Below are 23303 nucleotides of genomic sequence, written 5' to 3'. Positions count from 1 at the left end.
TTCGCCCCCAAGGCCTGTATCAGCTGTTCGGGTTGTAGACGGTAAACAGCTCTTTCGGCTCATTCACGCCACGCAGCATGTATCGCCCAACCGAGATCAGTTCGGGCTCGCACGGATCGGCCGCGCGTGCGACGTCGTCCGATACAAGGATTCTCTGACCCAGAGATTTGTGCATCCCCGCAATCCGTGCGGCCTGATTTACCGCCGGGCCAATCACTGTAAAGTCCAATCGGGTTTCCGATCCGATATTGCCATACAGAATCTCGCCAGAATGCAGGGCCAGCGTGTAGTTTGATACCGGTAGCCCCTCGGCCTTACGCCGCTTATTGAGCTCCTGCATCCGCCTTTGCAGTAGGGGTATTGCCGACAGCGCAGCACGGGCATCTGCGTCAATTTCACCGACATCAAACATGGCCATCAGTCCGTCGCCCATAAACTTAAGGATGTTTCCACCGCAATCGTGGACCACACTAACTGCGACCGCCAAATAGTCATTCAGCATTTCGATGATCTGATCTCCGGGCAGATCTTCGGACATATTGGTGAACCCTTCCAGGTCGAAGGTCCAGATCACCGCATCAATCTGCTGCAAAGACCCGCGTCGTATTTCGCCGGACAATACCCGATCGCCGGCATCGCGCCCCAGATAAACCCGCATCAGATCCTTTGACATCACCTGGTTCTTTGCAGATTTCAGCGCCAACCCAAGATGCGGCAAAACCGCGTTGATCCGCGCTAGGTCACCATCTTCAAAACCCGTTGGCGCATCGCTGGTCCAAGACATCAGCACCCCGTCGCTGACCTTTTCGGGCCCGGTGTGGCGCACCTGTTCGGACAGATCAAAAGGGATGCCGGTCGCGTAATAATCCGTCGCACCTTCCTCTCGCAGCTCATTCAGCAGCGGAAATCGGCTTGGTTCATTTTGATCCACCAGTTTGACACGAATATCGTCCAAATCTTCGTTCAGCAAAGCATACAGGGGGCTGCGCAACCATTGCTCGCTTGGTGTGTCCGTGTTCTCGAATTTCTCAGATGTTCCGCCACTGGCCCGGTACCAACTGTAGCCAAAGCCGCCATAGGCGGGGTGCAGGGTCGACTGTGCCGCATGGAACCGCATCAAAGGGATACCCTGATCCACCAAAGTGGAACAGAAACCCTCCAACAGTTCTTCCTGCCCGGCACCTTCCAGTCCTTTCCGGACCAACCAATCAATCAGGTCGAAAAATGCAGGCGGAAGGCGGTCAGAAGGGATCATTTGAGCGTCCATGTAAATTCTTTGCAACAAATGGGTACGGATGCACCGTTCTACCAGAGGCTATTCGAAACCGGCCAGCCGTCTTAGCATTTTTCGCAGGATCGCAATCTCGTCTACATCAAACTGACCCGCCAGTTTCGCGTCATATTGCACGGCAATGTCCCGCAACTCGCGATAAGCCGATTCACCCATCGGTGTCAGTGCCAACCATTCGACGCGCCGGTCTTGATCATCCCGCGTGCGTTTCAAAAAACGGCGATTTTCCAGCTGATGCACAGCGCGGCTGATCTTGGTCTTGTGCGTCTTTGCCCGATGTCCGATCTGTTTGGCCGTCATGCTGCCAAAGAGCCCCAGATGAAACAAAACACGCCATTCGGTGCGCAGCATCCCATAGCGGTCCTTGTAGACTTTCTGAAAGTCGATCGAGGCGGATTCTGCCGCCTGATTAAGCAGGAATGGCAAAAAGTTCTGAAGGTCAAAACCGTCGGTATCGGGGAATTTATCGTTTCTCATGCTTGTTAGTTACAAAAACAACTATTATCCGACAAGCAGCAAACGGAGGAACCCCAATGAATCGTCCGGTAGAACCGCACAGTCTGACGCAGGCTAGCACGCCCGTTGGAACCCATTCCGGCTATATGCCCGGCTTTGGCAATGATTTTGAAACCGAGGCGCTGCCAGGTGCCCTGCCCCAGGGCATGAACAGCCCCCAACGCTGCAACTATGGCCTGTATGGTGAGCAGCTGAGCGGCACCGCCTTCACCGCAAACCCGCCTGAACGAACCTGGTGTTATCGCATTCGCCCCTCGGTCAAACACTCGCACCGGTATAAGAAGATCGATCTGTTTTATTGGAAATCCGCCCCCTATATCGATCCGGATGTGATCTCTTTAGGCCAGTACCGTTGGGATCCGGTTCCACATTCCGACGCTGGTCTGACCTGGTTGACCGGCATGCGCACCATGACCACGGCCGGGGACGTGAATACGCAGGTCGGAATGGCCAGCCATATCTATCTGGTTACCGAATCGATGGTTGATGACTACTTTTTCTCAGCCGATTCCGAGCTGTTGGTCGTGCCCCAGGAAGGCCGGCTGCGGTTCACCACCGAGCTTGGCATCATCGATCTGGAGCCTAAGGAAATCGCCATTCTGCCGCGCGGGCTGCTGTATCGCGTCGAAGTGCTGGAAGGGCCGGCACGTGGGTTTGTGTGCGAGAACTACGGACAGAAATTCGAACTGCCAGGCCGTGGCCCAATCGGGGCAAACTGCATGGCCAACCCACGCGACTTCAAGGCCCCGGTTGCGGCGTTTGAAGACCGCGAAGTGCCCTCGACCGTAACCATCAAATGGTGCGGACAATTCCACGTGACCAAGATCGGTCACAGCCCGCTGGATGTGGTTGCATGGCACGGCAACTATGCGCCGTACAAATATGATCTGCGCACCTACTGCCCGGTTGGGGCCATCCTGTTCGACCACCCGGACCCGTCGATCTTTACCGTCCTGACGGCACCGTCAGGCCAACCCGGCACGGCCAATATCGACTTTGTCCTGTTCCGCGAACGCTGGATGGTGGCAGAGGATACGTTCCGCCCGCCTTGGTATCACAAGAACATCATGTCCGAGCTGATGGGCAACATCTACGGCCAGTATGATGCGAAGCCACAGGGCTTTGTCCCCGGCGGGATGAGCCTGCACAACATGATGATCCCGCATGGGCCAGATCGCGAGGCGTTCGAAAATGCCTCGAACGCCAATCTTGGGCCCGACAAGCTGGACCGGACGATGTCATTCATGTTCGAAACACGCTTCCCGCAGCACCTGACCGAGTTTGCAGCCAATGAAGCGCCTTTGCAGGACGATTACATCGATTGCTGGACTTCGCTGGAAAAGAAATTCGACGGCACCCCTGGCAAAAAGTGAGTCTGAGATGAGCTTTGATGTTTGGATCACTTATGCCGCCACGGTCCTGCTGCTGATGAGCACTCCGGGGCCCAGCCAATTGTTGATGCTGTCTAACTCGGCAACAAATGGCTTGGGGCGCGGGCTTTTCACGGCGGCGGGGGACCTAACGGCCAATTTGCTGCAAATGCTGGCCGCTGGGCTTGGTTTGGCCGCCATCATTGCGACCTCGGGGGCGGCTCTAGCTGTCATCAAATGGCTGGGTGTGGCCTATTTGGTATTCCTCGGGGCCAAGATGATCTTGGGGGCAAAACGCGAAACCACACAAGCCGCGCCACGCACCAGCCGCAAGGCGCTATGGATGCAAGGGTTTGTCACGTCGGCTGCCAACCCCAAAGCTGTGGTATTCTTCGCGGCTTTGTTTCCCTTGTTTATCGACGGTGCGCTGCCATTCTGGCCCCAATTTGCCATCCTATCTGCCACTTATCTGGTCATAGACGGGCTTTTTCTGACCGCATATGGCGGTAGCGCCAGCTGGCTGGCCGCACGACTAAGGGGCACGGCCCGGTTATGGTTGGATCGGGCTGGCGGCGGTTTCATGATACTTGCCGCCCTTTTGCTAGGGCTGAAATCCCTACGTGACGCGCAATAGACTTTAGAGACAAGGATCACAGATGCCTTTGATGAAATCCTGGGTAACTTCGGCCAATGACCCGGCCCACCCCTTTCCGCTGAACAACCTGCCATATGGTGTCTTCTCGGTTGCGGAAGATGATCTGCGTTGCGGCGTGGCCATCGGTGACATGATCCTCGATGTAACGGCAGCCGAAGAAACTGGGCTGGTCGTGCTTGGCGAGGACCCGCTGTTTGACCTGCCCTTCTGGAACCCTCTGATGGAACAAGGGCCTGCCGTATGGGCCGCATTGCGCAACAGACTGACCGAGCTGCTGTCAGTAGGCGCAGGGGAGCAGGACAAGGTCGAACCTCTGCTGGTGTCGCAAGACGACGTGCAGATGCACATGCCTTTGGCAGTCAGTGAATACACTGACTTCTACGCAGGTCGACACCATGCCACGAATGTGGGCACCATGTTCCGCGGGCCGGAAAATGCGTTACCCCCCAACTGGCTGCACATCCCGATTGGCTATAACGGGCGCGCCTCATCCGTCGTGGTGTCTGGCACGGATATTCGCCGCCCTTGGGGCCAGTTGAAGGGACCCAACGATGCCCTGCCCCGTTTTGCGCCATCGCAGCGGTTCGATATCGAGCTTGAAATGGGTGCCATTGTAGGAACCCCATCTGACGGTCCGATCTCGTTACAGGAAGCGGATGACAACATCTTTGGCTATGTGCTGCTGAATGATTGGTCGGCCCGAGATATCCAGGCGTGGGAATACCAGCCATTGGGGCCGTTCCAGGCAAAGGCCACCGCCACTTCGATCAGCCCCTGGATCGTCACCAAAGCCGCGCTCGAGCCGTTTCGCTGCGACACCCCTGCAAGAGAGTTCGAATTGCTCGATCACCTGAAGGATTGCGGCCCGATGCTCTACGATATCGATCTCGAAGTGACGATGGCCCCTGCGGGACAGTCAGAGACAATGATCGCCCGGACCAACTACAACGAGATGTATTATTCCGCAGCCCAGCAGTTGGCCCATCACACGACATCTGGCTGTCCGATGAACACCGGGGATCTGCTGGGATCGGGCACCATCTCTGGCCCTGAAAAGCAAAACCGTGGATCGTTGCTGGAACTCAGCTGGGGGGGCAAAGAGCCTCTGACGCTGGATAGCGGTGAAACCCGCAGCTTTGTTCAGGATGGCGATACGCTGACCTTGAAGGGACATGCCAAGGGCGACGGCTATGTGATCGGGTTTGGCACCTGTACGGGAACGATCCTTCCTGCGCTTGAAGATCCTTACAAAAGGTGAGGCGCTGATCTTAGCTTGCGCGATGCGCCTATCAGAGGTGAAGAATGAATGAGACCATCTTGTATGACTACTGGCGTTCTTCGGCCAGTTATCGGGTACGGATTGCGCTTAATCTGGCCGGGATTGCGTATCGATCGGTTTCGGTCGACCTGACGAAGGCGGCGCACAAATCTGACCAGCATCTGGGTCGAAATCCGCAGGGGCTGGTGCCCGTGCTTGAGATTGACGGCCTGCAACTGACCCAGTCATTGGCCATCATCGACTATCTGGATCAGACCCGACATCTTGGCCTTCTGCCCACCGAACCAGCGGCACGCGCCAAAGCGCAGGCATTGACGCAGTCGATTGCGATTGACATACACCCGGTTTGCAATCTGTCAGTGGCCCGATATGCGACGCATCTGAGCGGTAATGCCGAAGGGATGCCCGGGAATTGGATGAAGCGCTTTATCCGTCCGGGGCTGTTGGCGTTTGAAACCCTGCTCGGCAATTTCGAACAAACCCCCTACTGCACCGGCAAACAGCCGGGCCTTGCTGATCTGTGCCTGATCCCACAGCTATACAACGCACGCCGGTATCAGGTTGATCTGGCTGATATGCCCTGCCTTCTGAGCGTCGAGGCCGCCTGCGCAAACCACCCGGCCTTTGCAGACGCGCACCCGGACCGGCATCAGCCATAATCTCGCACACAGGACCTGTGTAGAGCTACAAGTATGCCTGTCAGAAGTCGCTGTGACGGCTATCGCAATCTACTGATCGAGAGGCCCGGACTTAAGACCTGTGTGGCCAGCTGTTCTTGGGTTACTTTTGGTCCTTCTTCACCAACTGCGCCGCGAAGGCAACGCCGGTCCCCGGACCTGCATAGGTGACCATGATTACATCATCTACGTAGACGCCATTGAAGATTCCGGATGACACATCATCCCCCGATATACCGGCCTCAGCCAACACAAATCGGGTAGGATCATCCAGACTGAAGGTGCCCATGGCTTCTTCGACAATCCACTCGGTCTCACCGATACGTCGCCAGCGGTTGGTGGCGGTGATCAGGTTGCCGTCCAGCTTGGTGATCTCCAGCTCCATCTCTGTGCGCAGCAGACCTTTGTCGTGGTTCGGGTTCGATTTGGCAAAAGCCACCAGATAGGTGCCGTGCCAAGTACCAACGATCTGAGGGAAGCCGCTGTCATCGTCGGCAGAGACAGGGGCTGCGAACATCAAAGCGATGGAAAGGGCGAGGCCACGAGCAAAAAATTGTATCATAGAAAACGGTTCCGATTGCTGGGTTGAATGCTCCCACGCTATCGTAGTGCAGACGTTTGGCAAGCTTTCTAAGCGCATCGCGTGTTTTGCTTGATCTTGCCAATTGGGCTATCGCACCGCTGCCAACCGTCTTAGATTCAGATGAAACTGCTTCACGTTGTGGTTCTGGCTAAGGGATTTGTTCGATGCCGAAAGCTGTTGTTTACACCGGTGGATGCCTGTGCGGGAACATCCGGTTTGAAGCCCTTGGGCCAGCGTTCAACCCACACACGTGTTCTTGCAGGATGTGTCAGCAGCACACCGGTGCACTAACAGCCGTATGTGTCGAGTTTTCCAGGGACTCAGTAACTTGGACTGGACCCGGAGGAGCACCCACCGCCTATCGGTCCTCTGACCATTCCAGTCGCGCTTTCTGCCCAAAGTGCGGAAGCAGTTTGGGTGCGATCGACGATGCGCCGACAATTTCGCTATTGACAGGATGTTTCGACAGCCCTGGTCCGCAATGCTTGACCCCTACAACACATCCCTTTCGTGGGGCGCGTCCAAAGTACAGGAATATCAGCATAAAAACTGACTAGCGGAGCTTTCTCTGAGTGGTTTGAAAGCGCCACTTGAAACAAATGTGAACAAAAAAACCAGCGCCAGAAGCGCCGGTTTCTCAGCGTTTACTATAGACGACCGTGGCAGGATATCAGCCGAACACACGCCCCAGCGCGCCATCGACCGCGTCGGTGATCTGGTCGATATCATCTGCCGTCGCAATCAGCGCGGGCGAGAAGCACAGCGTGTTGTTCCGACCGGGGACCGAGCGGTTGGTGACGCCGATGATCACGCCCTGCGCCATGCAATCGGCAACCACGGCCTGCGCAAGTTTCTCATCCACCGGCTCTTTGCTACCACGGTCTGCGACCAACTCGGCGCCCAGGAACAGGCCTTTACCACGGACGTCGCCGATGACCTTGTGCTTCTCCATCAGCGCCTGAAGGTTGCCTGTCATCCGGTCACCCATGGCCGCACAATTGCCCAGTAAGTTCTCATCCTCGATAATCCGCATGTTCTCGATTGCAGCCGCCGGACCAGCGGTGCAGCCCCCGAAGGTTGAGATGTCACGGAAATAGTTCATGGGGTCAGCCGCATCGTCCTTGAACATGTCAAAGACGTCTTCGGTGGTTACGAGGCAAGCAATGGCTGCATAGCCCGAAGCAACACCCTTAGCCATGGTCACAAAATCAGGCTTCACGCCGTATTGCTGGTAGCCAAACCAAGTACCAGTCCGACCAACGCCGCAGACGACCTCGTCAATGTGCAGCAGCACGTCGTATTTCTTGCAGATCTCTTGCACGCGCTGCCAGTAACCTTCGGGCGCTTCGATCACACCGCCTCCGGCGGTGACAGGCTCAAGGCACAGCGCACCGACGGTGTCTGGGCCTTCGCGCAGGATCACCTCTTCAATCTGATCCGCTGCCCATTCACCGAAATTCTCTTCGGGCGCGCCGTCCAACTCGTGCTTGCGGTATTCCATGCAGTGCGGCACGCGGATGAAATCGGGTGCGAACGGCCCGTATTGCGCGTTGCGCTCATCCTGCCCGCCAGCCGACATCGCGGCCAGGGTCGAGCCGTGATAGTCGCGGTCACGATACAGAATTTTGGTTTTCTTGCCGCCATAGCGCTTGTGCGCAATTTGGCGGATCATCTTAAAGGCTTTCTCGTTCGCCTCAGAGCCTGAGTTGGTGTAGTACACCCGGCTCATGCCCGGCATCTTTTCAATCAGTTTTTCCGCAAACAGCGCGCCGGGAATCGAGCCCGCCGAATTGGCGAAGTAACACAGCTTCATCAGCTGGTCATAGACGGCCTTGCAGATCGATTCGCGGCCATAGCCGACATTCACGGTCCAGACGCCACCGGAGACCGCATCCAGATGCTCTTTGCCTTTCTGGTCCCAGACACGCATGCCCTTGCCTTCGACAATGATGCGGGGATCATTGGTTTCAAAGGGTTTATGCTGGATCAGGTGATGCCAGATATGGGCGCGGTCAGCTTCAACCACGCGGGAAAGATCGTTTTCACTGAACGTTCCGTCCATGACATGTCCTTTCAATCAGGTGCGGTGTTTAGGGTGTGGGTTAGGCCCCACAATAGCATGTGTTCAAGATGGCTCAGATCACCGCGAATGACCGCTGGAATATAGGGCCAGATCACATGTTAGCATACATCCAGAACGCAGGTTTGGCGTATTTCTACGGGTTTGTCAGCGGCGCATGTTTGTGCTCAAGTCAGCCAACACGCGAATGGGGAGGATTGGCGTATGCAAGCAACCAACATATACGAGCGTCATCTGGACAAGACCCGCGCGAACTACACGCCGTTATCCCCGCTCAGTTTCATTCAAAGGACGGCGGCGGTGTATCCGGATTACCCCTCCGTCGTATATGGAGATCGCCGGTATACTTGGTCGCAAACCTATAGCCGCTGCCGCAGGTTGGCCTCGGCTTTGGCGGTGCGGGGCGTTGGAAACGGCGACACTGTGTCGATCATCGCCGCGAATATCCCCGAGCTTTATGAGGCGCATTTTGGTGTGCCGATGGCAGGGGCTGTTCTGAACGCGATTAACACGCGGCTGGATGCTCCGATCATTGCATTCATCCTGACCCATTCCGAGGCGAAAGTTTTGCTGGTCGATCCGGAGTTTTCAGCGGTGGTCAAAGAGGCGCTGTCACAAATCGAGCACGACATTCTGGTTGTTGATATCGAAGACCCCAGCTTTGACGGCGGCGAAAGACTGGCGGGTCTAACCTACGAGGCTCTGTTGGCAGAAGGTGACCCGGACTATGATTGGCAGTTGCCTGACGATGAATGGGACGCGATTACGCTGAACTACACATCCGGGACCACGGGTAACCCTAAAGGTGTGGTCTATCACCACCGTGGCGCTGCGTTGAACGCGCAGTCTGATCTACTCGATTGGGACATGCCGCGCCATTCTGTTTATCTGTGGACCCTACCGATGTTTCATTGCAACGGTTGGTGTTTCCCATGGGCGATGGCGGCGAATGCGGGGGTGTCAGTCTGTCTGCGCGCCGTTCGGGCAGAACCGATCTATGCCGCATTCCGGGATGAGAAGGTTACTCATTTTTGCGGGGCGCCGATTGTTTTGAATATGCTGGCACATGCGCCGGACCACCTGAAAGACTTCGACCATCAGATCAAGGTGATGACAGCAGGTGCGCCGCCCCCCGCCGCAGTCATCGAAGCAATGGAGGCGATGGGGGTCGAGGTGACTCATGTTTACGGTCTGACCGAGACATACGGTCCTTCGGTCGTCTGCGCTTGGAAAGAAGAATGGAATGCGCAAAGTCCCGAGGATCGCGCGGCGCTGAAGGTGCGACAGGGCGTACCCTATTCAGCGCTATCTGGGCTGATGGTAGCCAATCCCGAGACGCTGGAGCCTGTACCGGCAGATGGCGAAACCATGGGTGAGATCTTCATGCAAGGCAATGTGGTGATGAAAGGGTATCTGAAGAACGCGGACGCCACCGATGCGGCGTTCAACGGCGGGTGGTTCGCGTCAGGCGATCTGGGTGTGATGCATCCAGACGGCTACATCGCGCTGAAAGACCGATCCAAGGACATCATCATCTCGGGGGGAGAGAATATCTCATCCGTCGAGGTGGAGGACGTTTTGTACAAACACCCTGCGGTAATGGAGGCAGCGGTCGTTGCGCGCCCGGACGAAAAGTGGGGTGAAACACCCTGTGCCTTCGTCGAGCTGAAGCCCGAGGTCAGCACGACCGAAGCGGAACTGATAGCGTTCTGTCGGGACAACATGGCCCATTTCAAAGCGCCCAAAACGGTTGTGTTTGGAGCCTTACCAAAGACGTCTACCGGAAAGATCCAAAAATTTGTCTTGCGTGATCAGGCACGGGCGTTGGAGTAGGTCAATCAAAGAGCGATAGGTCGAACGGAAAAACCTCAGCCATTCACAAGGCGCGATCGCAATGATCGGCAAGGCGACCCCCGCTGTCAGGTTGGGTCAACACTTTCAGCCAATAACGATCTAAGTCGCCCACAGCATAACTCGATCAGACGTGCCGGCGACGAACCCCAATTGGCGGCTCAAGCGCAGGTGAGCAGCGGGAGGTAGGCAATATGGCTTCATATTGCTTCACGCCTGTGTGTCACACCGCTCTTATGCTTACTATCTAGTTGTATTGCTAGGTTTTGGTGGAGCCTAGGGGAGTCGAACCCCTGACCTCTTGCATGCCATGCAAGCGCTCTCCCAACTGAGCTAAGGCCCCATCTAGGTACTGCCGCGGCAGTGGACGGACGTTTATGAGACGGGGGCGGCGAGTGCAAGTCCAAAAATGGATACGCGCCAAACTTTCCGTCTGGATCCAAGGGATGTCCCGAGGCCGCCTCAAGCCGCCTCGGGGCACAGATCAATTTTCGTCTTCGGAAGACATATCCTTGATGTCATCCAACGACACATCGTCGTTGTTGTCATCGTCATCATCCAGCAGATCGTCGTCAAGATCCACATCGACGTCTTCGTCATCGTCCAGAACCAGATCTTCTTCGGAGGCTTTCTCGCGCGCTTTGGCCGTTGCCGCATCTTCGGCATCGGCGGCGATCATCCGGCTTTTGCCGGTTTCAAGCTCCACGACCTCGCCCGTATAGGGGCTGACGATCGGGTCTTTATTCAGGTCATAAAACCGCTTACCGGTGGTCGGGCAAACGCGCTTTACGCCCCATTCTTCCTTGGGCATGTCAAATCCCCTTGATATCAGGTGAGTCGTCTTAAAGATTCAGTTCACCTGCCACAGGCGGCGGGCACTGTCAAAGCCTTTGCGCGGAAGAGGATGGGATATGGGGGAACATGCGTTGCCGGGTACGCCGCCTGTGCCATTGACGCTGCGCAAATCGGCGCGGGCGCGGCGGATCAGCCTGCGGATTTCCCAATTGGATGGGCGGGTTACGCTAACTTATCCGCATGGCGTGCCCGAGACTGAGGCGCTGAGTTTCGCGCGCAGCAAAGAGGGCTGGATTCGACAGCATCTGGAAGGCCAACCTGATCCCGAACAAGTGCGCGTTGGCAGCGTCATCCCGGTTGAGGGGCGCGAACGTCGAATCGTAAACGCAACCGGCCGACGGGTTTTGTTGAGCGAAAACGAAGTCGCTGTTCCAGCCGGGTCAGAAGAGCGCCGCTTGGCCCGGTTCTTGAAGGAACTGGCGCGGGATCGGTTGACCGAGGCTTGCGATGACTATGCCGCCATGCTGGGACGCTCCTACAACAGCCTGACTCTGCGGGATACACGCTCGCGCTGGGGGTCCTGCAGTTCCGATGGGAGTTTGATGTTCTCGTGGCGGCTAATCCTCTCGCCGCCTGAGGTTCTGCACTATGTCGCGGCGCATGAGGTGGCGCATCTGGTTGAGATGAACCATTCGCCCGCGTTCTGGGCGCAGGTCGACCGCATTTTTGGACCCTATGACACACCACGCCGCTGGCTGCGCGAGTATGGAGCAACCCTGCATCTATACCGTTTTGATTCCGATGCGAGTTGACGCTGCGGTTTTTTGTGATCACATGAAGCCATGTTAGCGACACGTCCCTCAGATTCTCAAATCGCAACGCATGATCGGGTGTACCGTGCCCTGCGGTCCCGAATCTTGCACGGAGAGATTTCACCGGGTGAGGCACTGACCCTGCGGGGGATTGGTAAAGAGTTCGACGTCTCGATCACCCCCGCGCGCGAAGCGGTGCGGCGTTTGGCTGCCGAGGGTGCCTTGATCCTGTCCTCGTCTGGCCGCGTGTCGACACCGGAGCTGACGAATGACCGGATCGAAGAATTGGCGGCACTGCGGGCGTTGCTAGAGGTTGAACTGGCTAGCCGCGCCTTGCCGCGTGCGCATATCGCACTGATCGACCGTTTGCAGAGCATTAATATGACCGTCGCCGAGATGGTGACGAAACGAGATGCGGTGGGATATATCCGGTCCAATCTGGAATTTCACCGCACGCTTTATTTGCGGGCCCAAGCCCCCGCGATGTTGGCTATGGCCGAAACTGTCTGGCTGCAGCTTGGCCCTACGATGCGTGCGCTTTATGGCAGACTGCGCCGTACCGAGCCGCCACATTATCACAAGCTGATCATAGCCGCGCTCAAGGCCGGGGATGAGCCTGGTCTTCGCCTTGCCGTGCGTTCGGACGTGACACAGGGCTTGCGATTGCTGGTCAGTTAAGCGACGAACCGCCTACCTGTCGAATTCGTCCCGGTCCCTGTCTGTCGTTCTGGTTTGCGCGCGTGCTCTGCGCTAGGCTGAGGCAAATCACAAACAAGAGCAGATGTCAGACATGATCAATCGACGGACCTTTTCAATCGGCCTTGGCGCGGCGGTCTTGGCGGGGTGTAGCAGCGGGGTTGCTCCGGCACGGGCGCCCGCATCACGCATGCAATCTGTCCCGAATGCAGGATATGATACCTGGGTTGCTGGTTTCAAAACCCGAGCGTCTTCTCAGGGCATCTCGCAATCCACCCTGAACCGCGCCTTTCAGGGGGCAGGTTATCTGCCCGGCGTGATTGAGCGTGATCGCAATCAGGTCGAATTCAAACGCTCGCTGGAGGATTATCTGGCCATCGCCGCCTCGGATGAACGGATCAGCACCGGCCAGCAGATGCTGCAGCGTTACAACGGCACGCTTTCTCAGATCGAAGCACAATATGGCGTCGACAAAGAGGTGGTCGTGGCCGTTTGGGGACTGGAAAGCCGTTATGGCGCGCGGCGCGGGGATGTGCCGGTGATCTCGGCTACGTCAACGCTGGCCTATGACGGGCGGCGCGGTGCGTTCTTCGAAAAACAGCTGGTGGCAGCGCTGCGGATCATTCAGGAGGGTGATACCTCGCCCTCAAACATGACCGGCAGCTGGGCCGGGGCGATGGGTCATACACAGTTCATCCCGACCTCGTATCTGGCTTATGCGGTTGATTTCACCGGTGACGGACGGCGCGATATCTGGTCCGAGGACCCGACGGATTCGCTAGCCTCAACTGCCGCCTATTTGTCGCGAGCGGGTTGGGTGCGTGGTCAACCCTGGGGCGGAGAGGTCGGCACCGTATCGGGCACGCCCGTCGCGGTTTTACAGCCGCAGGTTCCGGGACCCCAAATCGCCGTGTTCCGCAATTTCAATGTGATCAAGCGGTACAACAACTCGGACAGCTACGCGATTGGCGTCGGGCACTTGTCCGACCGGATCGCCGGGGGGGCGCCGTTCAACGTCTCGTTCGGGCCGGATGCAACGGGTCTGACTCTTGAGGACCGGAAGGACCTGCAACGCCGCCTGACGGTAGCCGGGTACGACACGCAAGGCGCGGATGGGGTGATCGGCAAGAATACCGAGGCCGCGATCAGCGGCTATCAGCGCGCGAATGGCTTGGCCGTAACCGGCATGCCTTCGGTTGAGTTGTTGCGCCGTTTGGGCGGCTGACGAGTTACGCCGCCAGTCCCTTTGAGCCAATATCCAGGAACTTCTGACGGCGGTCTTTGATCAGGGCCGCCGCGTCTTTGCCGTCCAGCTCTTTCAGCATGGCAGCGATTGCCGCGCGAACCGACTCGACCGTCTCGGGGCGACCGCGATGGGCACCGCCCTTGGGTTCGGTGATAATGCGGTCGCAGACGCCCAACTTGTAGAGGTCTTGGGCGGTTAGGCGCAGCGCTTCGGCGGCCTCACGCATCTTCTCGGAATCTTTCCAGAGGATCGAGGCGCAGCCTTCGGGCGAGATGACCGAATAGACCGAGTGTTCCAACATCGCAACGCGGTTTGCAGTGGCAAAGGCGACGGCCCCACCGGACCCACCTTCGCCGATAATAACCGAGACCAGAGGCACTCCTATCTTCAGGCACATCTCGGTCGACCGGGCAATCGCCTCAGACTGGCCGCGTTCTTCTGCCCCTTTGCCAGGATAGGCGCCGGCAGTGTCGATCAGGGTGATAACAGGCAGACCAAAGCGACCGGCCATTTCCATCAGGCGCACAGCTTTGCGATACCCCTCGGGGCGGGCCATGCCGAAATTTCGCTCGATCCGCGATTTGGTATCCGAGCCCTTTTCGTGACCGATCACCATCACTGGCTGATCATTGAACCGGGCCAGTCCGCCAATTACGGCCAGATCGTCGGCAAAGTTCCGATCCCCAGCTAACGGTGTGAATTCCGTGAACAAGGCATCGACATAGTCTTTGCAATGCGGGCGTTCTGGGTGACGCGCCACCTGACATTTCCGCCAGGGGGTCAGATCCGCATACAACTCATCCAGCAGCTTGGCGGCCTTGGCGTCCAGTGCTGCGGCTTCTTCGGCCACATCCATCTCTTCATTGGCGCGGGCCAGCGCGCGCAACTCTTCCGCTTTGCCTTCGATCTCGGCCAAGGGTTTTTCGAAATCCAGATACTGGGTCATGCCGCCTCACCTGCGTGAAATTTCCTAGCTATATGCCGTGTGGTTGCCCCGGATGCAACTCAGCAAGATTTGTGGTTCAAGAATATGCAAATTCAGTCGGGCGAGGAAGAAAGGGAAGACACCAATGGTGACCCGCTACGAAGACCGAGTGCTGCGCGTTCTGACATATATTCATGACAACCCCGCCGGGGACCTGTCACTGGATGCGTTGGCCGATGTCGCCGCAATGTCGCGCTTCCACTGGCACCGCGTGTTTCGGGCGCTGACGGGCGAGACCTGCGCGCAAGCGGTGCGAAGGTTGCGACTGCATCGCGCCGCGACCTGGCTGTTACAATCCGACAGGCCGGTGCCGCAGATTGCAGCCGAGATTGGGTATCCCAATCTCAAGTCCTTTACGCGGGCATTTTCTCAGGCCTATGGCAGAAGCCCTGCCACCTTTCGCAAAACAGGCCAAGTTCTTCCGTCGCATCCACATTTCAAAACTGGAGAATATCCCATGCATCCTGTGACGACGCGAACAGAACCCACCCGCCGCATTATTGCCCTGCCCCACAAAGGCGCTTACTCCGAAATCGGTAGAAGTTTCGAAGCCTTCGGCGCCCTGTGTGAATCCCGACAATTGTGGCCCCAGATGGGCCCGGTGATCGGAATTTACCTGGATAACCCTGAAGCAGTGCCCGCGGATCAGCTGCGCAGCTATGCCGGCGCTGAATACCGGGGTGATGAGACGCCCGAGGGTATGGAGGGTATGAACATCCCGGGTGGGAAAACGGCGGTACTGACTTTCAAAGGCCCGTATTCCGGCATTCATGCGGCCTATGACAGCCTGTTCGGAAACTGGCTTCCGACCTCGGGTGAGGAACCGGCGGATCAACCATGTTATGAGGTCTACCTCAACGATCCGCGCGAGACCCCGCCCGAGGATCTGCTGACGGAAATCTGCCTGCCGTTGAAGTGATCAGTTGGGCCAAAGAACTGGATAAAGCGATGCGACCAGCAGCCCGGCCATCGTCCAGTTAAACACCACCAACCGGCGCGGATTCGTCAGGAACCGCGCCATTTGTTGCCCCAGTACCGTCCACGTGCTGACCGAGGGCAAGTTGACCGCCCCAAAAACAAGCGCGACGACGAGAATGACATTCAGCGTCTGGCCCGGCGCATAGGCGGTTGTGGCGGTCAGGGCCATTGCCCAAGCCTTGGGGTTGACCCATTGGAACGCGGCCGCTTGCATAAAGGTCATCGGCGCACCGACCTCGGCGCTGTTCTCAGTTGGGGCTGCATGCGCAATCTTCCAGGCCAGGTACAGAAGATATACGACCGAGGCGATTTTCAGCACCGTGTAACTGATGGGATGCTGGTTAAACAGCTGAACCAGCCCAGCGCCCACCAGCAGGACCATAAAGGTAAATCCCAGACCAATCCCAAGCATATGCGGGATCGTCCGGCGAAATCCGAAATTCGCGCCCGACGCCATCAGCATCAGGTTGTTCGGCCCCGGTGTGATCGAGGAGACGAAAGCAAAGGCAATCAGGGCGAGCAGGATATCGTAGGTCATCGGACGAATATTTGCGGCAACTTACGCAAATGAAATTGCGTTCTTGTGCGCTATTACAATAACTTCACAATTAATGGCGAAAATTGATCAAATAAACCGTGATATATTGCGAGAGCTGACAGCGGATGGGCGCATTAGCAACCTGGAACTGGCGGATCGTGTTGGTCTGTCCCCTTCGGCCTGTTTGCGGCGTGTGCAGGAGTTGGAGAAGGCGGGGGTGATCTCGGGCTATCGCGCGGTCTTGAACCCGGTTGCGCTGGGCAAAGGTTTTGTCGCTTATATCGGCGTCGGTTTAGGTGAACATACCAAAGCGGCCCAGGAAGGGTTCGAACGCGCGTTGCAGCGTGCACCGGAAGTTGTCGAGTGTCACAACATCACCGGAACGATCGAGTATCTGCTGCGCGTAGAATGCGCCGACCTGCCATCCTACAAAACCTTTCATACCGAAGTGCTGGGCACGCTGCCGCACGTGACGTCGATCACCTCTTATGTGGTTATGGGGTCTCCCAAGGATCAGCGCGCTTGAGCTTGATATTGTGATCTATCACTCTCTTGCGAGGTAAAAAATCTCGTCATAGTGTTAACTCAATGACGACGCCGATGGGTCCAGCCCGAAGCAAGGCGCGCACAGGGAGATAAATATGAACTACATTCCAATAGGGGTAATGGCACCAGCCATCGCGCTTCTCGCCGGAGTTGCTGTCGCAGCCCCTTTGAAACTGCAGCCCGCTGATCCACAGCCCAGCCCCAAGGCGGGGCTGGATGTGAAATACGCCTGGGAGGGGAACCCCCCACGAAAAATTCAGAACCTGTCCAAAGTGGACTACCTTTTGAAAAAGGCCAAAGCAGGGCCGCCTTTAAAGGGGTTGGACTATCGCGATACTGAAGACGGTGACCCAGTTCTCACGTTTGATAAGGCCTACAACGTTGCTGCCGACATTACCGGTTACATCCGTTTTGATTCAGCCGGCGTCTATGAACTGGAAACATGGTCGAACGATGGGCTTGATGCGTGGATCGGTGGGCAGCAGATTGGGTATGTGAACGACCGCCAGCCATGTGAAGCCAATCAACGGACCGAGGTTGAAGTTCCGCAAGCGGGTTGGTACCCGTTAAAAATAAAGTATTTCCAGAAATACGGGTCATCCTGCCTGATGATGAAATGGGGCAAGCAGGGTGAAAGGTTCACCTGGACGCCAGATGATGTATTTGGCCGATAGTCTAATGAGCTGTTGGAAAAAGGCGCCGCAATAGGCGCCTTTTTTGTATTTGCTTAGCCGTTTGCGGCGATCAGTTCGGCCTGAGCCACGATGACTTCGGCCTGCTTGATCGATGCGATGTCGACAAGGCGGCCTTTGTAAACGGTGGCTCCTTCTCCATTGGCTTTGGCCTGCTCCATCGCGGCCAGAATCTCACGCGCTTCCGAGACGGCTTCGTCCGATGGAGTGAACACCTCGTTGGCAAGCGCGATCTGCTTGGGGTGGATCGCCCATTTGCCGACCATACCCAATGTTGCCGAGCGTTTGGCCTGAGCGATGTAGCCGTCGTCATCACTGAAATCGCCGAATGGCCCATCGACTGGCAGAACACCATGTGTGCGGCAGGCGGCGACGATAGCGGCTTGCGCCCAGTGCCAAGGGTCAGACCAGTGCTTCTCACCTTCGCGCAGCATATAGTAGTTCTCTTGCGTGCCGCCGATCCCGGTGGTCTGCATTCCCATCGATGCCGCGAAATCCGCAGCACCCAGGCTCATGGCCTGCATGCGAGGAGATGACGCTGCGATCTCTTCGACATGGGCTATGCCTGCGGCGGATTCGATAATGACCTCGAACGAGATCGGTTTGGTTCGGCCCTGTGCACGCTCGATGGCCGTGACCAGTGCATCAACTGCATAGACATCGGCCGCGCAGCCAACCTTGGGGATCATGATTTGATCCAAGCGGTCACCAGCCTGTTCCAAAACATCCACCACATCGCGGTACCAATAAGGTGTATCCAGTCCGTTGATCCGCACAGACATGTATTTCCCGCCCCAATCGATGGTGTTCAGCGCCTCGATCACATTAGCCCGCGCGACTTCTTTGTCAGAGGGTGCTACGGAATCTTCGAGGTCCAGATTGATCACATCCGCAGCAGACGCGGCCATTTTGGGAAACAATTTGGTGTTCGAGCCCGGGCCAAACAATTGGCAGCGATTTGGCCGGGCCGGTGCGGCGGGTTGGATGCGAAAACTCATCGGGACCTCGTGTGAGTAAGGAAATTACGATTTTTCTGTGAATTGGGGTATTAAATTACGCAGGCTGGTGCAACCGTGATTTTGCGCATGCGGCATTGCATGTGCAGAAACTGCGATTGTGGGATATGAAGCCGGCGATTAAAGTTTAATCACTTTGAGAATTTCGAAGATTATTGCATGTGATGTGCATCTTGCGCAAAAAAAACGCACGGTAGCGTGGCCGGGCTGGTGAATACGCGAAACGCTCGTTCGTGGGCTTCTCTAGCTTAAGCCGGAATCAGAGGAGTGCACCGCAATGATCGAGACACCGTATCTATTGTTTTTGGGCGATGCGCCCGACCTGTTGGCCGCAAAGGTTGCGATTGGTATCCGTGATTGGCGGCCGGAAAACGCGGTAGGCCAAATCCGGCTGGAGGGGTGTAAAGCTGACCTTGGGTTGACAGAAATGACGCTGGCCGAAGGTAAGGCCGCTGGTGCCAAGACGCTTGTAATCGGGGTTGCAAACCGCGGTGGCATTATCAGCGAAACCTGGAAAGAGGTTCTGATAGCAGCGCTGGAGATGGGTTATGATCTGGCATCGGGCCTGCACAACCTGCTGCGGGATGAGGGTGATCTGGTGGCCGCCGCCCAGACTCATGGCTGCACTTTGCATGATGTACGGGTGCCGACTGTGGGTTATCCGATTGCTAACGGGAAAAAGCGTACTGGCAAGCGCTGCCTTGCTGTTGGAACCGATTGTTCTGCAGGCAAGATGTACACGGCGATGTCGATGGATGCCGAGATGCGCGAGCGCGGCATGAAGTCCACATTCCGGGCCACTGGTCAAACCGGGATTTTGATCACCGGTCAAGGCGTGCCTCTGGACGCGGTCGTTGCAGATTTCATGGCGGGATCGGTGGAATACCTGACGCCTGAGAACGACCCTGATCACTGGGATCATATCGAGGGGCAAGGATCTTTGTTCCATGTCTCCTATTCCGGTGTCACCATGGCGCTGATCCATGGCGGGCAGCCGGACGCATTGATCTTGTGCCATGAACCCACCCGGACCCATATGCGTGGTCTGCCCGAGTATTCTCTGCCGACATTACAGCAGCTGCGCGACACAGCTTTGCCCTTGGCGCAGGTGGCAAACCCCGATTGTCAGGTGGCAGGTGTGTCGATCAACACACAGCATCTAAGCGAGGATGACGCTAAGGCGTATATCGCAAAGGTTGAGGCAGAATTAGGGCTTCCGACCACTGACCCTTATCGCTTTGGCGCGGGCAAGCTGGTGGACGCGCTGGCCGCTTTGTGATCTGAACATCCCGTCAGTGGCTCCCCAACGTCTCAGGCGGGCGTTTTTCAAAACGATGAAGGAGCTTGCGCGTGCAGGTAGAGGTCTCTCGTGATGTGTTCCGACTAGCGCAGGTGTTCACCATCTCGCGCGGGTCGCGGACCGAGGCAAAGGTGCTGACGGTTCGAATTTCGGATGGAACCCATCAGGGCTGGGGCGAATGTGTACCTTACGCGCGCTACGATGAGACGCTGGACTCGGTTGAAGCCGAGATCGCGGGCATGCCGTCCGAGTTCACGCGTGAGACGTTGATGGATTTGCTTCCAGCAGGGGCCGCGCGGAACGCTGTTGATTGCGCGCTGTGGGATCTGGAGTGCAAACGCGCAGGCAAGCGGGCTTGGGAATTGGCTGGTCTGCCGGTTCCGGGTCCTGAGATCACGGCCTATACGCTGTCGCTGGCAACGCCCGAAGCGATGCAGGTTCAGGCGGCTGAGAATGCGCATCGTCCTTTGCTGAAGATCAAGCTGGGCACGCCCGATGATATGCCCCGACTAGAGGCCGTACGGGCTGGCGCGCCGAACTCGACCATCATCATTGATGCCAATGAAGGCTGGTGCGCCGAGGTCTACGCCGACCTCGCGCCGCATCTGGTGCGGCTGGGCGTCGCGCTTGTTGAGCAGCCTTTGCCCGCAGGCGAAGATGACGCGCTGATCGGGATGGACCGGCCTGTGCCCGTTTGTGCGGACGAATCCTGCCATGATCGGGCCAGCCTGCCCGGACTGAAGGGCAAGTATGATGTGGTCAATATCAAGCTCGACAAAGCCGGGGGGTTGACTGAGGCACTAGCGCTGCGCGAGGCGGCATTAGCCGAAGGCTACAAAATCATGGTCGGCTGCATGGTCGGCAGCTCTCTGGCCATGGCCCCTGCGACACTGTTGGCGCAGAATGCAATGGTTACAGACCTTGACGGCCCGCTTCTGTTGGCCGAAGACCGCGACACACCGCTTACTTTTGATGACGCCGGGGTGCATCCGCCAGAAGTGAGCCTCTGGGGCTGAGGAGACAACACATGACCCGCACTGTTTACGTGAATGGCGACTACTTGCCTGAGACCGAGGCCAAGGTATCGATATTCGATCGTGGGTTTCTAATGGCTGATGCGGTGTACGAGGTGACCAGCGTTCTGGACGGCAAGCTGATCGACTTCGAAGGTCATGCGGTGCGCCTGAAACGGTCACTGGACGAATTGCAGATGGCCGAGCCCTGTAGCAAGGACGAACTGCTGGAGATTCATCGTAAACTGGTGGAACTGAACGGTATCGAAGAAGGTTTGGTTTACCTGCAAGTCTCGCGCGGCAGCGATGGGGACCGGGATTTTGTGTTCCCGTCCGAGGATACAAAACCGACGCTGGTTCTGTTCACGCAAAACAAGCCGGGTCTGGCAGACAGCCCTGCCTCGCGCAAAGGTGCAAAGATCATCTCGATCGATGACATCCGCTGGGGTCGCCGTGATATCAAGACCACGCAATTGCTGTACCCCTCGATGGGCAAAATGATGGCTAAGGCGGCTGGGTGTGATGATGCTTGGATGATCGAAGACGGCTATGTGACCGAGGGCACCAGCAACAACGCCTATTTCGTAAAAAACGGCAAGATCGTCACGCGCCCCTTGTCCAATGACATCCTGCACGGCATCACCCGCAAGGCTGTTCTGCGATTGGCGGCTGAGGCGCAGATGGAAGTTGAAGAACGCCTGTTCACCATTGATGAAGCCAAAGAGGCGGATGAGGCCTTTACCACTTCGGCCAGCGCCTTCGTCATGCCAGTGGTTGAGATCGACGGCGTCACTCTGGGCGACGGCACGCCGGGGCGGATCGCCAAGCGCTTGCGCGAGATTTATCTGGATGAAAGCCGAAAAGCGGCAATCTAATCAAAAAGACCCGCCAATCCGGCGGGTCTTACCCTATGAGCCTCAGTCTTTTTTGCCCACATTCTCTTCGAAGGCGGTATTGAATGCGGCCTGTTTTTCCGCGCTAGCCTCGGTCTGGTAGTTGGCCTTCCACTCATCCATGGTCATGCCGTAGAAAGCTTGACGCGCCTCGTCCTTGCCCATCTCGATGCCTTTTTCATTCGCAGCTTCCTGATACCAGCGTGACAGGCAGTTGCGACAGAACCCTGTCAGGTTCATCATGTCGATATTCTGAACGTCGGTCCGGTCTTCCATCAGGTGCTTTTGCAACCGACGGAAAGCCGCGGCCTGAAGTTCGATTTCGGTTTGCTTGTCCATGGTCTGGCTCCGGAATATAGGATGCGATTTCTTTCTGACCTAGCGTTCTGGCGTCTTTGTTTCAACAAGCTCTGTGTCATGCCAGCCTCAGGGCCAGCCACGGGATGATGCAGAAGATCAACGTCAGTATCTTGTAGTTGGCCAGATACCGAAAATAGGCACGTCGCACGTCTGGGCGTTCCATTTGGAACATCCGGCCATGAATACCGGCTATCCAGCCCTGCATCAGAACAATCACAAGGGTCGAGAACAGCAAAACCGCGATGTTGAGCAGCGCCATCCAGCCAAAGACAGTTGTCAGAAACTCCTGTGTCATGGTCACCTCCATCTGCCCTGAATATGGGGGCTAAATGGAGGTCTCACAATGACGTGGATCAAAGGTCGCTGGCCACCAAGGCGTCCTGCAGGATCACCGCCAAGCGTTCGGCCCAGGCCCGTTGTCCGGTGTGGTCTGCGATCAGATCATTGCGCAGCTCGATCAGGGCGTTTGGCCGATTGTGGGCTGTCCCATGTTTGTCAATTGCATCGCCGGGGAGGACGCCGGTGTAAGGTTCGTTTACACCAACGCAGAGATCATCTTCTACCCCGAGCCTATCGATCAGTGGGCGCGAAAACCTCTCATCCGGTGTGTGCAGAACGCCGACATGCCAGGGGCGCGGCTCGCGGCCCCTGAGTTGTCGGGTGAAAGAATGCATCGAAATGATGATGGCATCCGGTTTGCTGGCCAGCTTTTCAAGCGCATCGTGATACGGGCGATAGCATTGGTTCAAACGCCGCTCTCGCTCGGCCATGTCTGCATGACGATTGCCGGGGATGATTGAGCCGTCATAGAGTTTCATCAAAAGGGTCGGATCATCCTCGCCCCGGTTGGGGTCGATTACCAGCCGCGAAAAATTGGCGGCGATGACCGGGGCATTCAGATGCTCCCCCAGATGTTTTGACACCTCATATGCGCCGACGTCATAGGCGATGTGACGCTCCATATCCTCGCGTGGAAGGCCCAGATCTCCGCCATTGATCTCTGGCGGGACGGTGTTGGTTGCGTGGTCGCAGGTGATCAGCCAACGGGAGGAGCGATCCTCGCCGTGCACAAAGTAAGGAGAATACGTCATAAGCCTGTCATCAAGTTTGCCGCAGGTGTAGGGCAGTTGC

The 23303-nt window shown here is 57.0% G+C and carries 26 protein-coding genes and 1 tRNA gene; 15 read left to right on the top strand and 12 right to left on the bottom strand.

Annotation, left to right across the window (positions count from 1 at the left end; all coding sequences use genetic code 11):
• Positions 1-19 precede the first annotated feature (19 nt).
• Positions 20-1255, bottom strand: coding sequence for an adenylate/guanylate cyclase domain-containing protein (locus tag ACR0KG_RS03875; RefSeq protein ID WP_480826527.1), 1236 nt, complete (start codon positions 1253-1255; stop codon positions 20-22).
• Between the two features lie 60 nt (positions 1256-1315).
• Complete coding sequence (locus ACR0KG_RS03870) at positions 1316-1768, bottom strand: MarR family winged helix-turn-helix transcriptional regulator (protein ID WP_480544932.1); 453 nt, start codon at positions 1766-1768, stop codon at positions 1316-1318.
• Between the two features lie 56 nt (positions 1769-1824).
• On the opposite strand from ACR0KG_RS03870, the gene hmgA reads away from it, so the two are divergent.
• From hmgA to maiA, 4 genes are read left to right on the top strand one after another with little or no spacing between them, the layout of a single operon-like run.
• A complete protein-coding gene (gene hmgA, locus ACR0KG_RS03865; RefSeq protein WP_480550046.1) occupies positions 1825-3180 on the top strand; it encodes a homogentisate 1,2-dioxygenase in 1356 nt (451 codons plus the stop codon).
• A gap of 7 nt (positions 3181-3187) precedes the next feature.
• A complete protein-coding gene (locus ACR0KG_RS03860; protein WP_480544930.1) occupies positions 3188-3811 on the top strand; it encodes a LysE family translocator in 624 nt (207 codons plus the stop codon).
• Positions 3812-3833: 22 nt separating this feature from the next.
• Complete coding sequence (gene fahA / locus ACR0KG_RS03855; RefSeq protein ID WP_480826526.1) at positions 3834-5090, top strand: fumarylacetoacetase; 1257 nt, start codon at positions 3834-3836, stop codon at positions 5088-5090.
• A 44-nt stretch (positions 5091-5134) separates the two neighbouring features.
• On the top strand, positions 5135-5770 hold the full coding sequence (gene maiA, locus ACR0KG_RS03850; RefSeq protein WP_480826525.1) for a maleylacetoacetate isomerase: 636 nt from the start codon (positions 5135-5137) through the stop codon (positions 5768-5770).
• Between the two features lie 121 nt (positions 5771-5891).
• Here maiA and ACR0KG_RS03845 read toward each other — a convergent pair whose 3' ends face one another.
• Positions 5892-6350: a hypothetical protein gene (locus tag ACR0KG_RS03845; RefSeq protein WP_480550053.1), complete on the bottom strand. Its 459-nt coding sequence runs from the start codon at positions 6348-6350 to the stop codon at positions 5892-5894.
• A gap of 185 nt (positions 6351-6535) precedes the next feature.
• Here ACR0KG_RS03845 and ACR0KG_RS03840 point away from each other — a divergent pair, with 185 nt between their 5' ends.
• Entirely contained in the window at positions 6536-6928 is a 393-nt protein-coding gene (locus tag ACR0KG_RS03840) for a GFA family protein (RefSeq protein WP_480826524.1), read from the top strand.
• 113 nt (positions 6929-7041) lie between these two features.
• Here ACR0KG_RS03840 and ACR0KG_RS03835 read toward each other — a convergent pair whose 3' ends face one another.
• Positions 7042-8433, bottom strand: coding sequence for an aminotransferase class III-fold pyridoxal phosphate-dependent enzyme (locus ACR0KG_RS03835; RefSeq protein WP_170531481.1), 1392 nt, complete (start codon positions 8431-8433; stop codon positions 7042-7044).
• A gap of 222 nt (positions 8434-8655) precedes the next feature.
• Between ACR0KG_RS03835 and ACR0KG_RS03830 the strand changes: the two genes are divergently transcribed.
• Positions 8656-10284 (top strand): acyl-CoA synthetase, encoded by a 1629-nt coding sequence (locus ACR0KG_RS03830; RefSeq protein WP_480826523.1) that lies wholly within the window; start codon positions 8656-8658, stop codon positions 10282-10284.
• Between the two features lie 285 nt (positions 10285-10569).
• On the opposite strand, the gene ACR0KG_RS03825 is transcribed toward ACR0KG_RS03830, so the two are convergent.
• Together ACR0KG_RS03825 and ACR0KG_RS03820 are read right to left on the bottom strand one after the other, a co-directional pair.
• A tRNA-Ala gene (locus ACR0KG_RS03825) sits at positions 10570-10645 on the bottom strand.
• Positions 10646-10786: 141 nt separating this feature from the next.
• On the bottom strand, positions 10787-11113 hold the full coding sequence (locus ACR0KG_RS03820) for a TIGR02300 family protein (protein ID WP_480550061.1): 327 nt from the start codon (positions 11111-11113) through the stop codon (positions 10787-10789).
• Between the two features lie 100 nt (positions 11114-11213).
• On the opposite strand from ACR0KG_RS03820, the gene ACR0KG_RS03815 reads away from it, so the two are divergent.
• The 3 genes from ACR0KG_RS03815 to ACR0KG_RS03805 all read left to right on the top strand — a co-directional run bounded on the left by ACR0KG_RS03815 (position 11214) and on the right by ACR0KG_RS03805 (position 13830).
• Positions 11214-11909: a M48 family metallopeptidase gene (locus ACR0KG_RS03815; protein ID WP_480550063.1), complete on the top strand. Its 696-nt coding sequence runs from the start codon at positions 11214-11216 to the stop codon at positions 11907-11909.
• 30 nt (positions 11910-11939) lie between these two features.
• Positions 11940-12587 (top strand): GntR family transcriptional regulator, encoded by a 648-nt coding sequence (locus tag ACR0KG_RS03810; RefSeq protein ID WP_480544922.1) that lies wholly within the window; start codon positions 11940-11942, stop codon positions 12585-12587.
• A 112-nt stretch (positions 12588-12699) separates the two neighbouring features.
• Positions 12700-13830: a lytic murein transglycosylase gene (locus tag ACR0KG_RS03805; RefSeq protein WP_480544921.1), complete on the top strand. Its 1131-nt coding sequence runs from the start codon at positions 12700-12702 to the stop codon at positions 13828-13830.
• Positions 13831-13834: 4 nt separating this feature from the next.
• Here ACR0KG_RS03805 and ACR0KG_RS03800 read toward each other — a convergent pair whose 3' ends face one another.
• Entirely contained in the window at positions 13835-14797 is a 963-nt protein-coding gene (locus ACR0KG_RS03800; protein ID WP_480550065.1) for an acetyl-CoA carboxylase carboxyltransferase subunit alpha, read from the bottom strand.
• A 124-nt stretch (positions 14798-14921) separates the two neighbouring features.
• Here ACR0KG_RS03800 and ACR0KG_RS03795 point away from each other — a divergent pair, with 124 nt between their 5' ends.
• Positions 14922-15755, top strand: coding sequence for an AraC family transcriptional regulator (locus ACR0KG_RS03795; RefSeq protein WP_480826522.1), 834 nt, complete (start codon positions 14922-14924; stop codon positions 15753-15755).
• Here ACR0KG_RS03795 and ACR0KG_RS03790 read toward each other — a convergent pair whose 3' ends face one another.
• Positions 15756-16352 carry a LysE family translocator gene (locus ACR0KG_RS03790; RefSeq protein ID WP_480826521.1) on the bottom strand — a complete coding sequence of 199 codons (597 nt, stop codon included), beginning with the start codon at positions 16350-16352 and terminating at the stop codon, positions 15756-15758.
• Between the two features lie 73 nt (positions 16353-16425).
• On the opposite strand from ACR0KG_RS03790, the gene ACR0KG_RS03785 reads away from it, so the two are divergent.
• Positions 16426-16878, top strand: a complete 453-nt coding sequence (locus tag ACR0KG_RS03785; protein WP_353013236.1) for an Lrp/AsnC family transcriptional regulator — start codon at positions 16426-16428, stop codon at positions 16876-16878.
• 115 nt (positions 16879-16993) lie between these two features.
• Positions 16994-17572 (top strand): PA14 domain-containing protein, encoded by a 579-nt coding sequence (locus tag ACR0KG_RS03780; RefSeq protein WP_480826520.1) that lies wholly within the window; start codon positions 16994-16996, stop codon positions 17570-17572.
• Positions 17573-17625: 53 nt separating this feature from the next.
• On the opposite strand, the gene ACR0KG_RS03775 is transcribed toward ACR0KG_RS03780, so the two are convergent.
• Positions 17626-18588 (bottom strand): L-malyl-CoA/beta-methylmalyl-CoA lyase, encoded by a 963-nt coding sequence (locus ACR0KG_RS03775; RefSeq protein ID WP_480550074.1) that lies wholly within the window; start codon positions 18586-18588, stop codon positions 17626-17628.
• Positions 18589-18883: 295 nt separating this feature from the next.
• Here ACR0KG_RS03775 and dgcN point away from each other — a divergent pair, with 295 nt between their 5' ends.
• The 3 genes from dgcN (at position 18884) to ACR0KG_RS03760 (ending at position 21794) form a co-directional block, all read left to right on the top strand.
• Positions 18884-19885 carry an N-acetyltransferase DgcN gene (dgcN, locus tag ACR0KG_RS03770; RefSeq protein ID WP_480826519.1) on the top strand — a complete coding sequence of 334 codons (1002 nt, stop codon included), beginning with the start codon at positions 18884-18886 and terminating at the stop codon, positions 19883-19885.
• 71 nt (positions 19886-19956) lie between these two features.
• Positions 19957-20922: an N-acetyl-D-Glu racemase DgcA gene (dgcA, locus tag ACR0KG_RS03765; RefSeq protein ID WP_480826518.1), complete on the top strand. Its 966-nt coding sequence runs from the start codon at positions 19957-19959 to the stop codon at positions 20920-20922.
• An 11-nt stretch (positions 20923-20933) separates the two neighbouring features.
• Positions 20934-21794: a D-amino-acid transaminase gene (locus tag ACR0KG_RS03760; protein WP_480826517.1), complete on the top strand. Its 861-nt coding sequence runs from the start codon at positions 20934-20936 to the stop codon at positions 21792-21794.
• Positions 21795-21836: 42 nt separating this feature from the next.
• On the opposite strand, the gene ACR0KG_RS03755 is transcribed toward ACR0KG_RS03760, so the two are convergent.
• The 3 genes from ACR0KG_RS03755 to ACR0KG_RS03745 form a co-directional block, all read right to left on the bottom strand.
• Complete coding sequence (locus tag ACR0KG_RS03755; RefSeq protein ID WP_480826516.1) at positions 21837-22151, bottom strand: DUF1244 domain-containing protein; 315 nt, start codon at positions 22149-22151, stop codon at positions 21837-21839.
• A 76-nt stretch (positions 22152-22227) separates the two neighbouring features.
• Positions 22228-22467: a DUF6868 family protein gene (locus tag ACR0KG_RS03750; RefSeq protein WP_480826515.1), complete on the bottom strand. Its 240-nt coding sequence runs from the start codon at positions 22465-22467 to the stop codon at positions 22228-22230.
• A gap of 58 nt (positions 22468-22525) precedes the next feature.
• Positions 22526-23263 (bottom strand): N-formylglutamate amidohydrolase, encoded by a 738-nt coding sequence (locus tag ACR0KG_RS03745; protein WP_480826514.1) that lies wholly within the window; start codon positions 23261-23263, stop codon positions 22526-22528.
• Between the last annotated feature and the right edge of the window lie 40 nt (positions 23264-23303).

This window comes from Ruegeria sp. H4, assembly GCF_056533065.1.
This window is presented reverse-complemented; position numbering and strand designations above follow the sequence as displayed.

Excerpts from the sequence above, each read along its gene's own strand:
- ACR0KG_RS03875 (WP_480826527.1), bottom strand. The coding sequence starts at position 1,255 with ATGATCCCTTCTGACCGCCTTCCGCCTGCATTTTTCGACCTGATTGAT.
- ACR0KG_RS03870 (WP_480544932.1), bottom strand. The coding sequence starts at position 1,768 with ATGAGAAACGATAAATTCCCCGATACCGACGGTTTTGACCTTCAGAAC.
- hmgA (WP_480550046.1), top strand. The coding sequence starts at position 1,825 with ATGAATCGTCCGGTAGAACCGCACAGTCTGACGCAGGCTAGCACGCCC.
- ACR0KG_RS03860 (WP_480544930.1), top strand. The coding sequence starts at position 3,188 with ATGAGCTTTGATGTTTGGATCACTTATGCCGCCACGGTCCTGCTGCTG.
- fahA (WP_480826526.1), top strand. The coding sequence starts at position 3,834 with ATGCCTTTGATGAAATCCTGGGTAACTTCGGCCAATGACCCGGCCCAC.
- maiA (WP_480826525.1), top strand. The coding sequence starts at position 5,135 with ATGAATGAGACCATCTTGTATGACTACTGGCGTTCTTCGGCCAGTTAT.
- ACR0KG_RS03845 (WP_480550053.1), bottom strand. The coding sequence starts at position 6,350 with ATGATACAATTTTTTGCTCGTGGCCTCGCCCTTTCCATCGCTTTGATG.
- ACR0KG_RS03840 (WP_480826524.1), top strand. The coding sequence starts at position 6,536 with ATGCCGAAAGCTGTTGTTTACACCGGTGGATGCCTGTGCGGGAACATC.
- ACR0KG_RS03835 (WP_170531481.1), bottom strand. The coding sequence starts at position 8,433 with ATGGACGGAACGTTCAGTGAAAACGATCTTTCCCGCGTGGTTGAAGCT.
- ACR0KG_RS03830 (WP_480826523.1), top strand. The coding sequence starts at position 8,656 with ATGCAAGCAACCAACATATACGAGCGTCATCTGGACAAGACCCGCGCG.
- ACR0KG_RS03820 (WP_480550061.1), bottom strand. The coding sequence starts at position 11,113 with ATGCCCAAGGAAGAATGGGGCGTAAAGCGCGTTTGCCCGACCACCGGT.
- ACR0KG_RS03815 (WP_480550063.1), top strand. The coding sequence starts at position 11,214 with ATGGGGGAACATGCGTTGCCGGGTACGCCGCCTGTGCCATTGACGCTG.
- ACR0KG_RS03810 (WP_480544922.1), top strand. The coding sequence starts at position 11,940 with ATGTTAGCGACACGTCCCTCAGATTCTCAAATCGCAACGCATGATCGG.
- ACR0KG_RS03805 (WP_480544921.1), top strand. The coding sequence starts at position 12,700 with ATGATCAATCGACGGACCTTTTCAATCGGCCTTGGCGCGGCGGTCTTG.
- ACR0KG_RS03800 (WP_480550065.1), bottom strand. The coding sequence starts at position 14,797 with ATGACCCAGTATCTGGATTTCGAAAAACCCTTGGCCGAGATCGAAGGC.
- ACR0KG_RS03795 (WP_480826522.1), top strand. The coding sequence starts at position 14,922 with ATGGTGACCCGCTACGAAGACCGAGTGCTGCGCGTTCTGACATATATT.
- ACR0KG_RS03790 (WP_480826521.1), bottom strand. The coding sequence starts at position 16,352 with ATGACCTACGATATCCTGCTCGCCCTGATTGCCTTTGCTTTCGTCTCC.
- ACR0KG_RS03785 (WP_353013236.1), top strand. The coding sequence starts at position 16,426 with ATGGCGAAAATTGATCAAATAAACCGTGATATATTGCGAGAGCTGACA.
- ACR0KG_RS03780 (WP_480826520.1), top strand. The coding sequence starts at position 16,994 with ATGAACTACATTCCAATAGGGGTAATGGCACCAGCCATCGCGCTTCTC.
- ACR0KG_RS03775 (WP_480550074.1), bottom strand. The coding sequence starts at position 18,588 with ATGAGTTTTCGCATCCAACCCGCCGCACCGGCCCGGCCAAATCGCTGC.
- dgcN (WP_480826519.1), top strand. The coding sequence starts at position 18,884 with ATGATCGAGACACCGTATCTATTGTTTTTGGGCGATGCGCCCGACCTG.
- ACR0KG_RS03760 (WP_480826517.1), top strand. The coding sequence starts at position 20,934 with ATGACCCGCACTGTTTACGTGAATGGCGACTACTTGCCTGAGACCGAG.
- ACR0KG_RS03755 (WP_480826516.1), bottom strand. The coding sequence starts at position 22,151 with ATGGACAAGCAAACCGAAATCGAACTTCAGGCCGCGGCTTTCCGTCGG.
- ACR0KG_RS03750 (WP_480826515.1), bottom strand. The coding sequence starts at position 22,467 with ATGACACAGGAGTTTCTGACAACTGTCTTTGGCTGGATGGCGCTGCTC.
- ACR0KG_RS03745 (WP_480826514.1), bottom strand. The coding sequence starts at position 23,263 with ATGACGTATTCTCCTTACTTTGTGCACGGCGAGGATCGCTCCTCCCGT.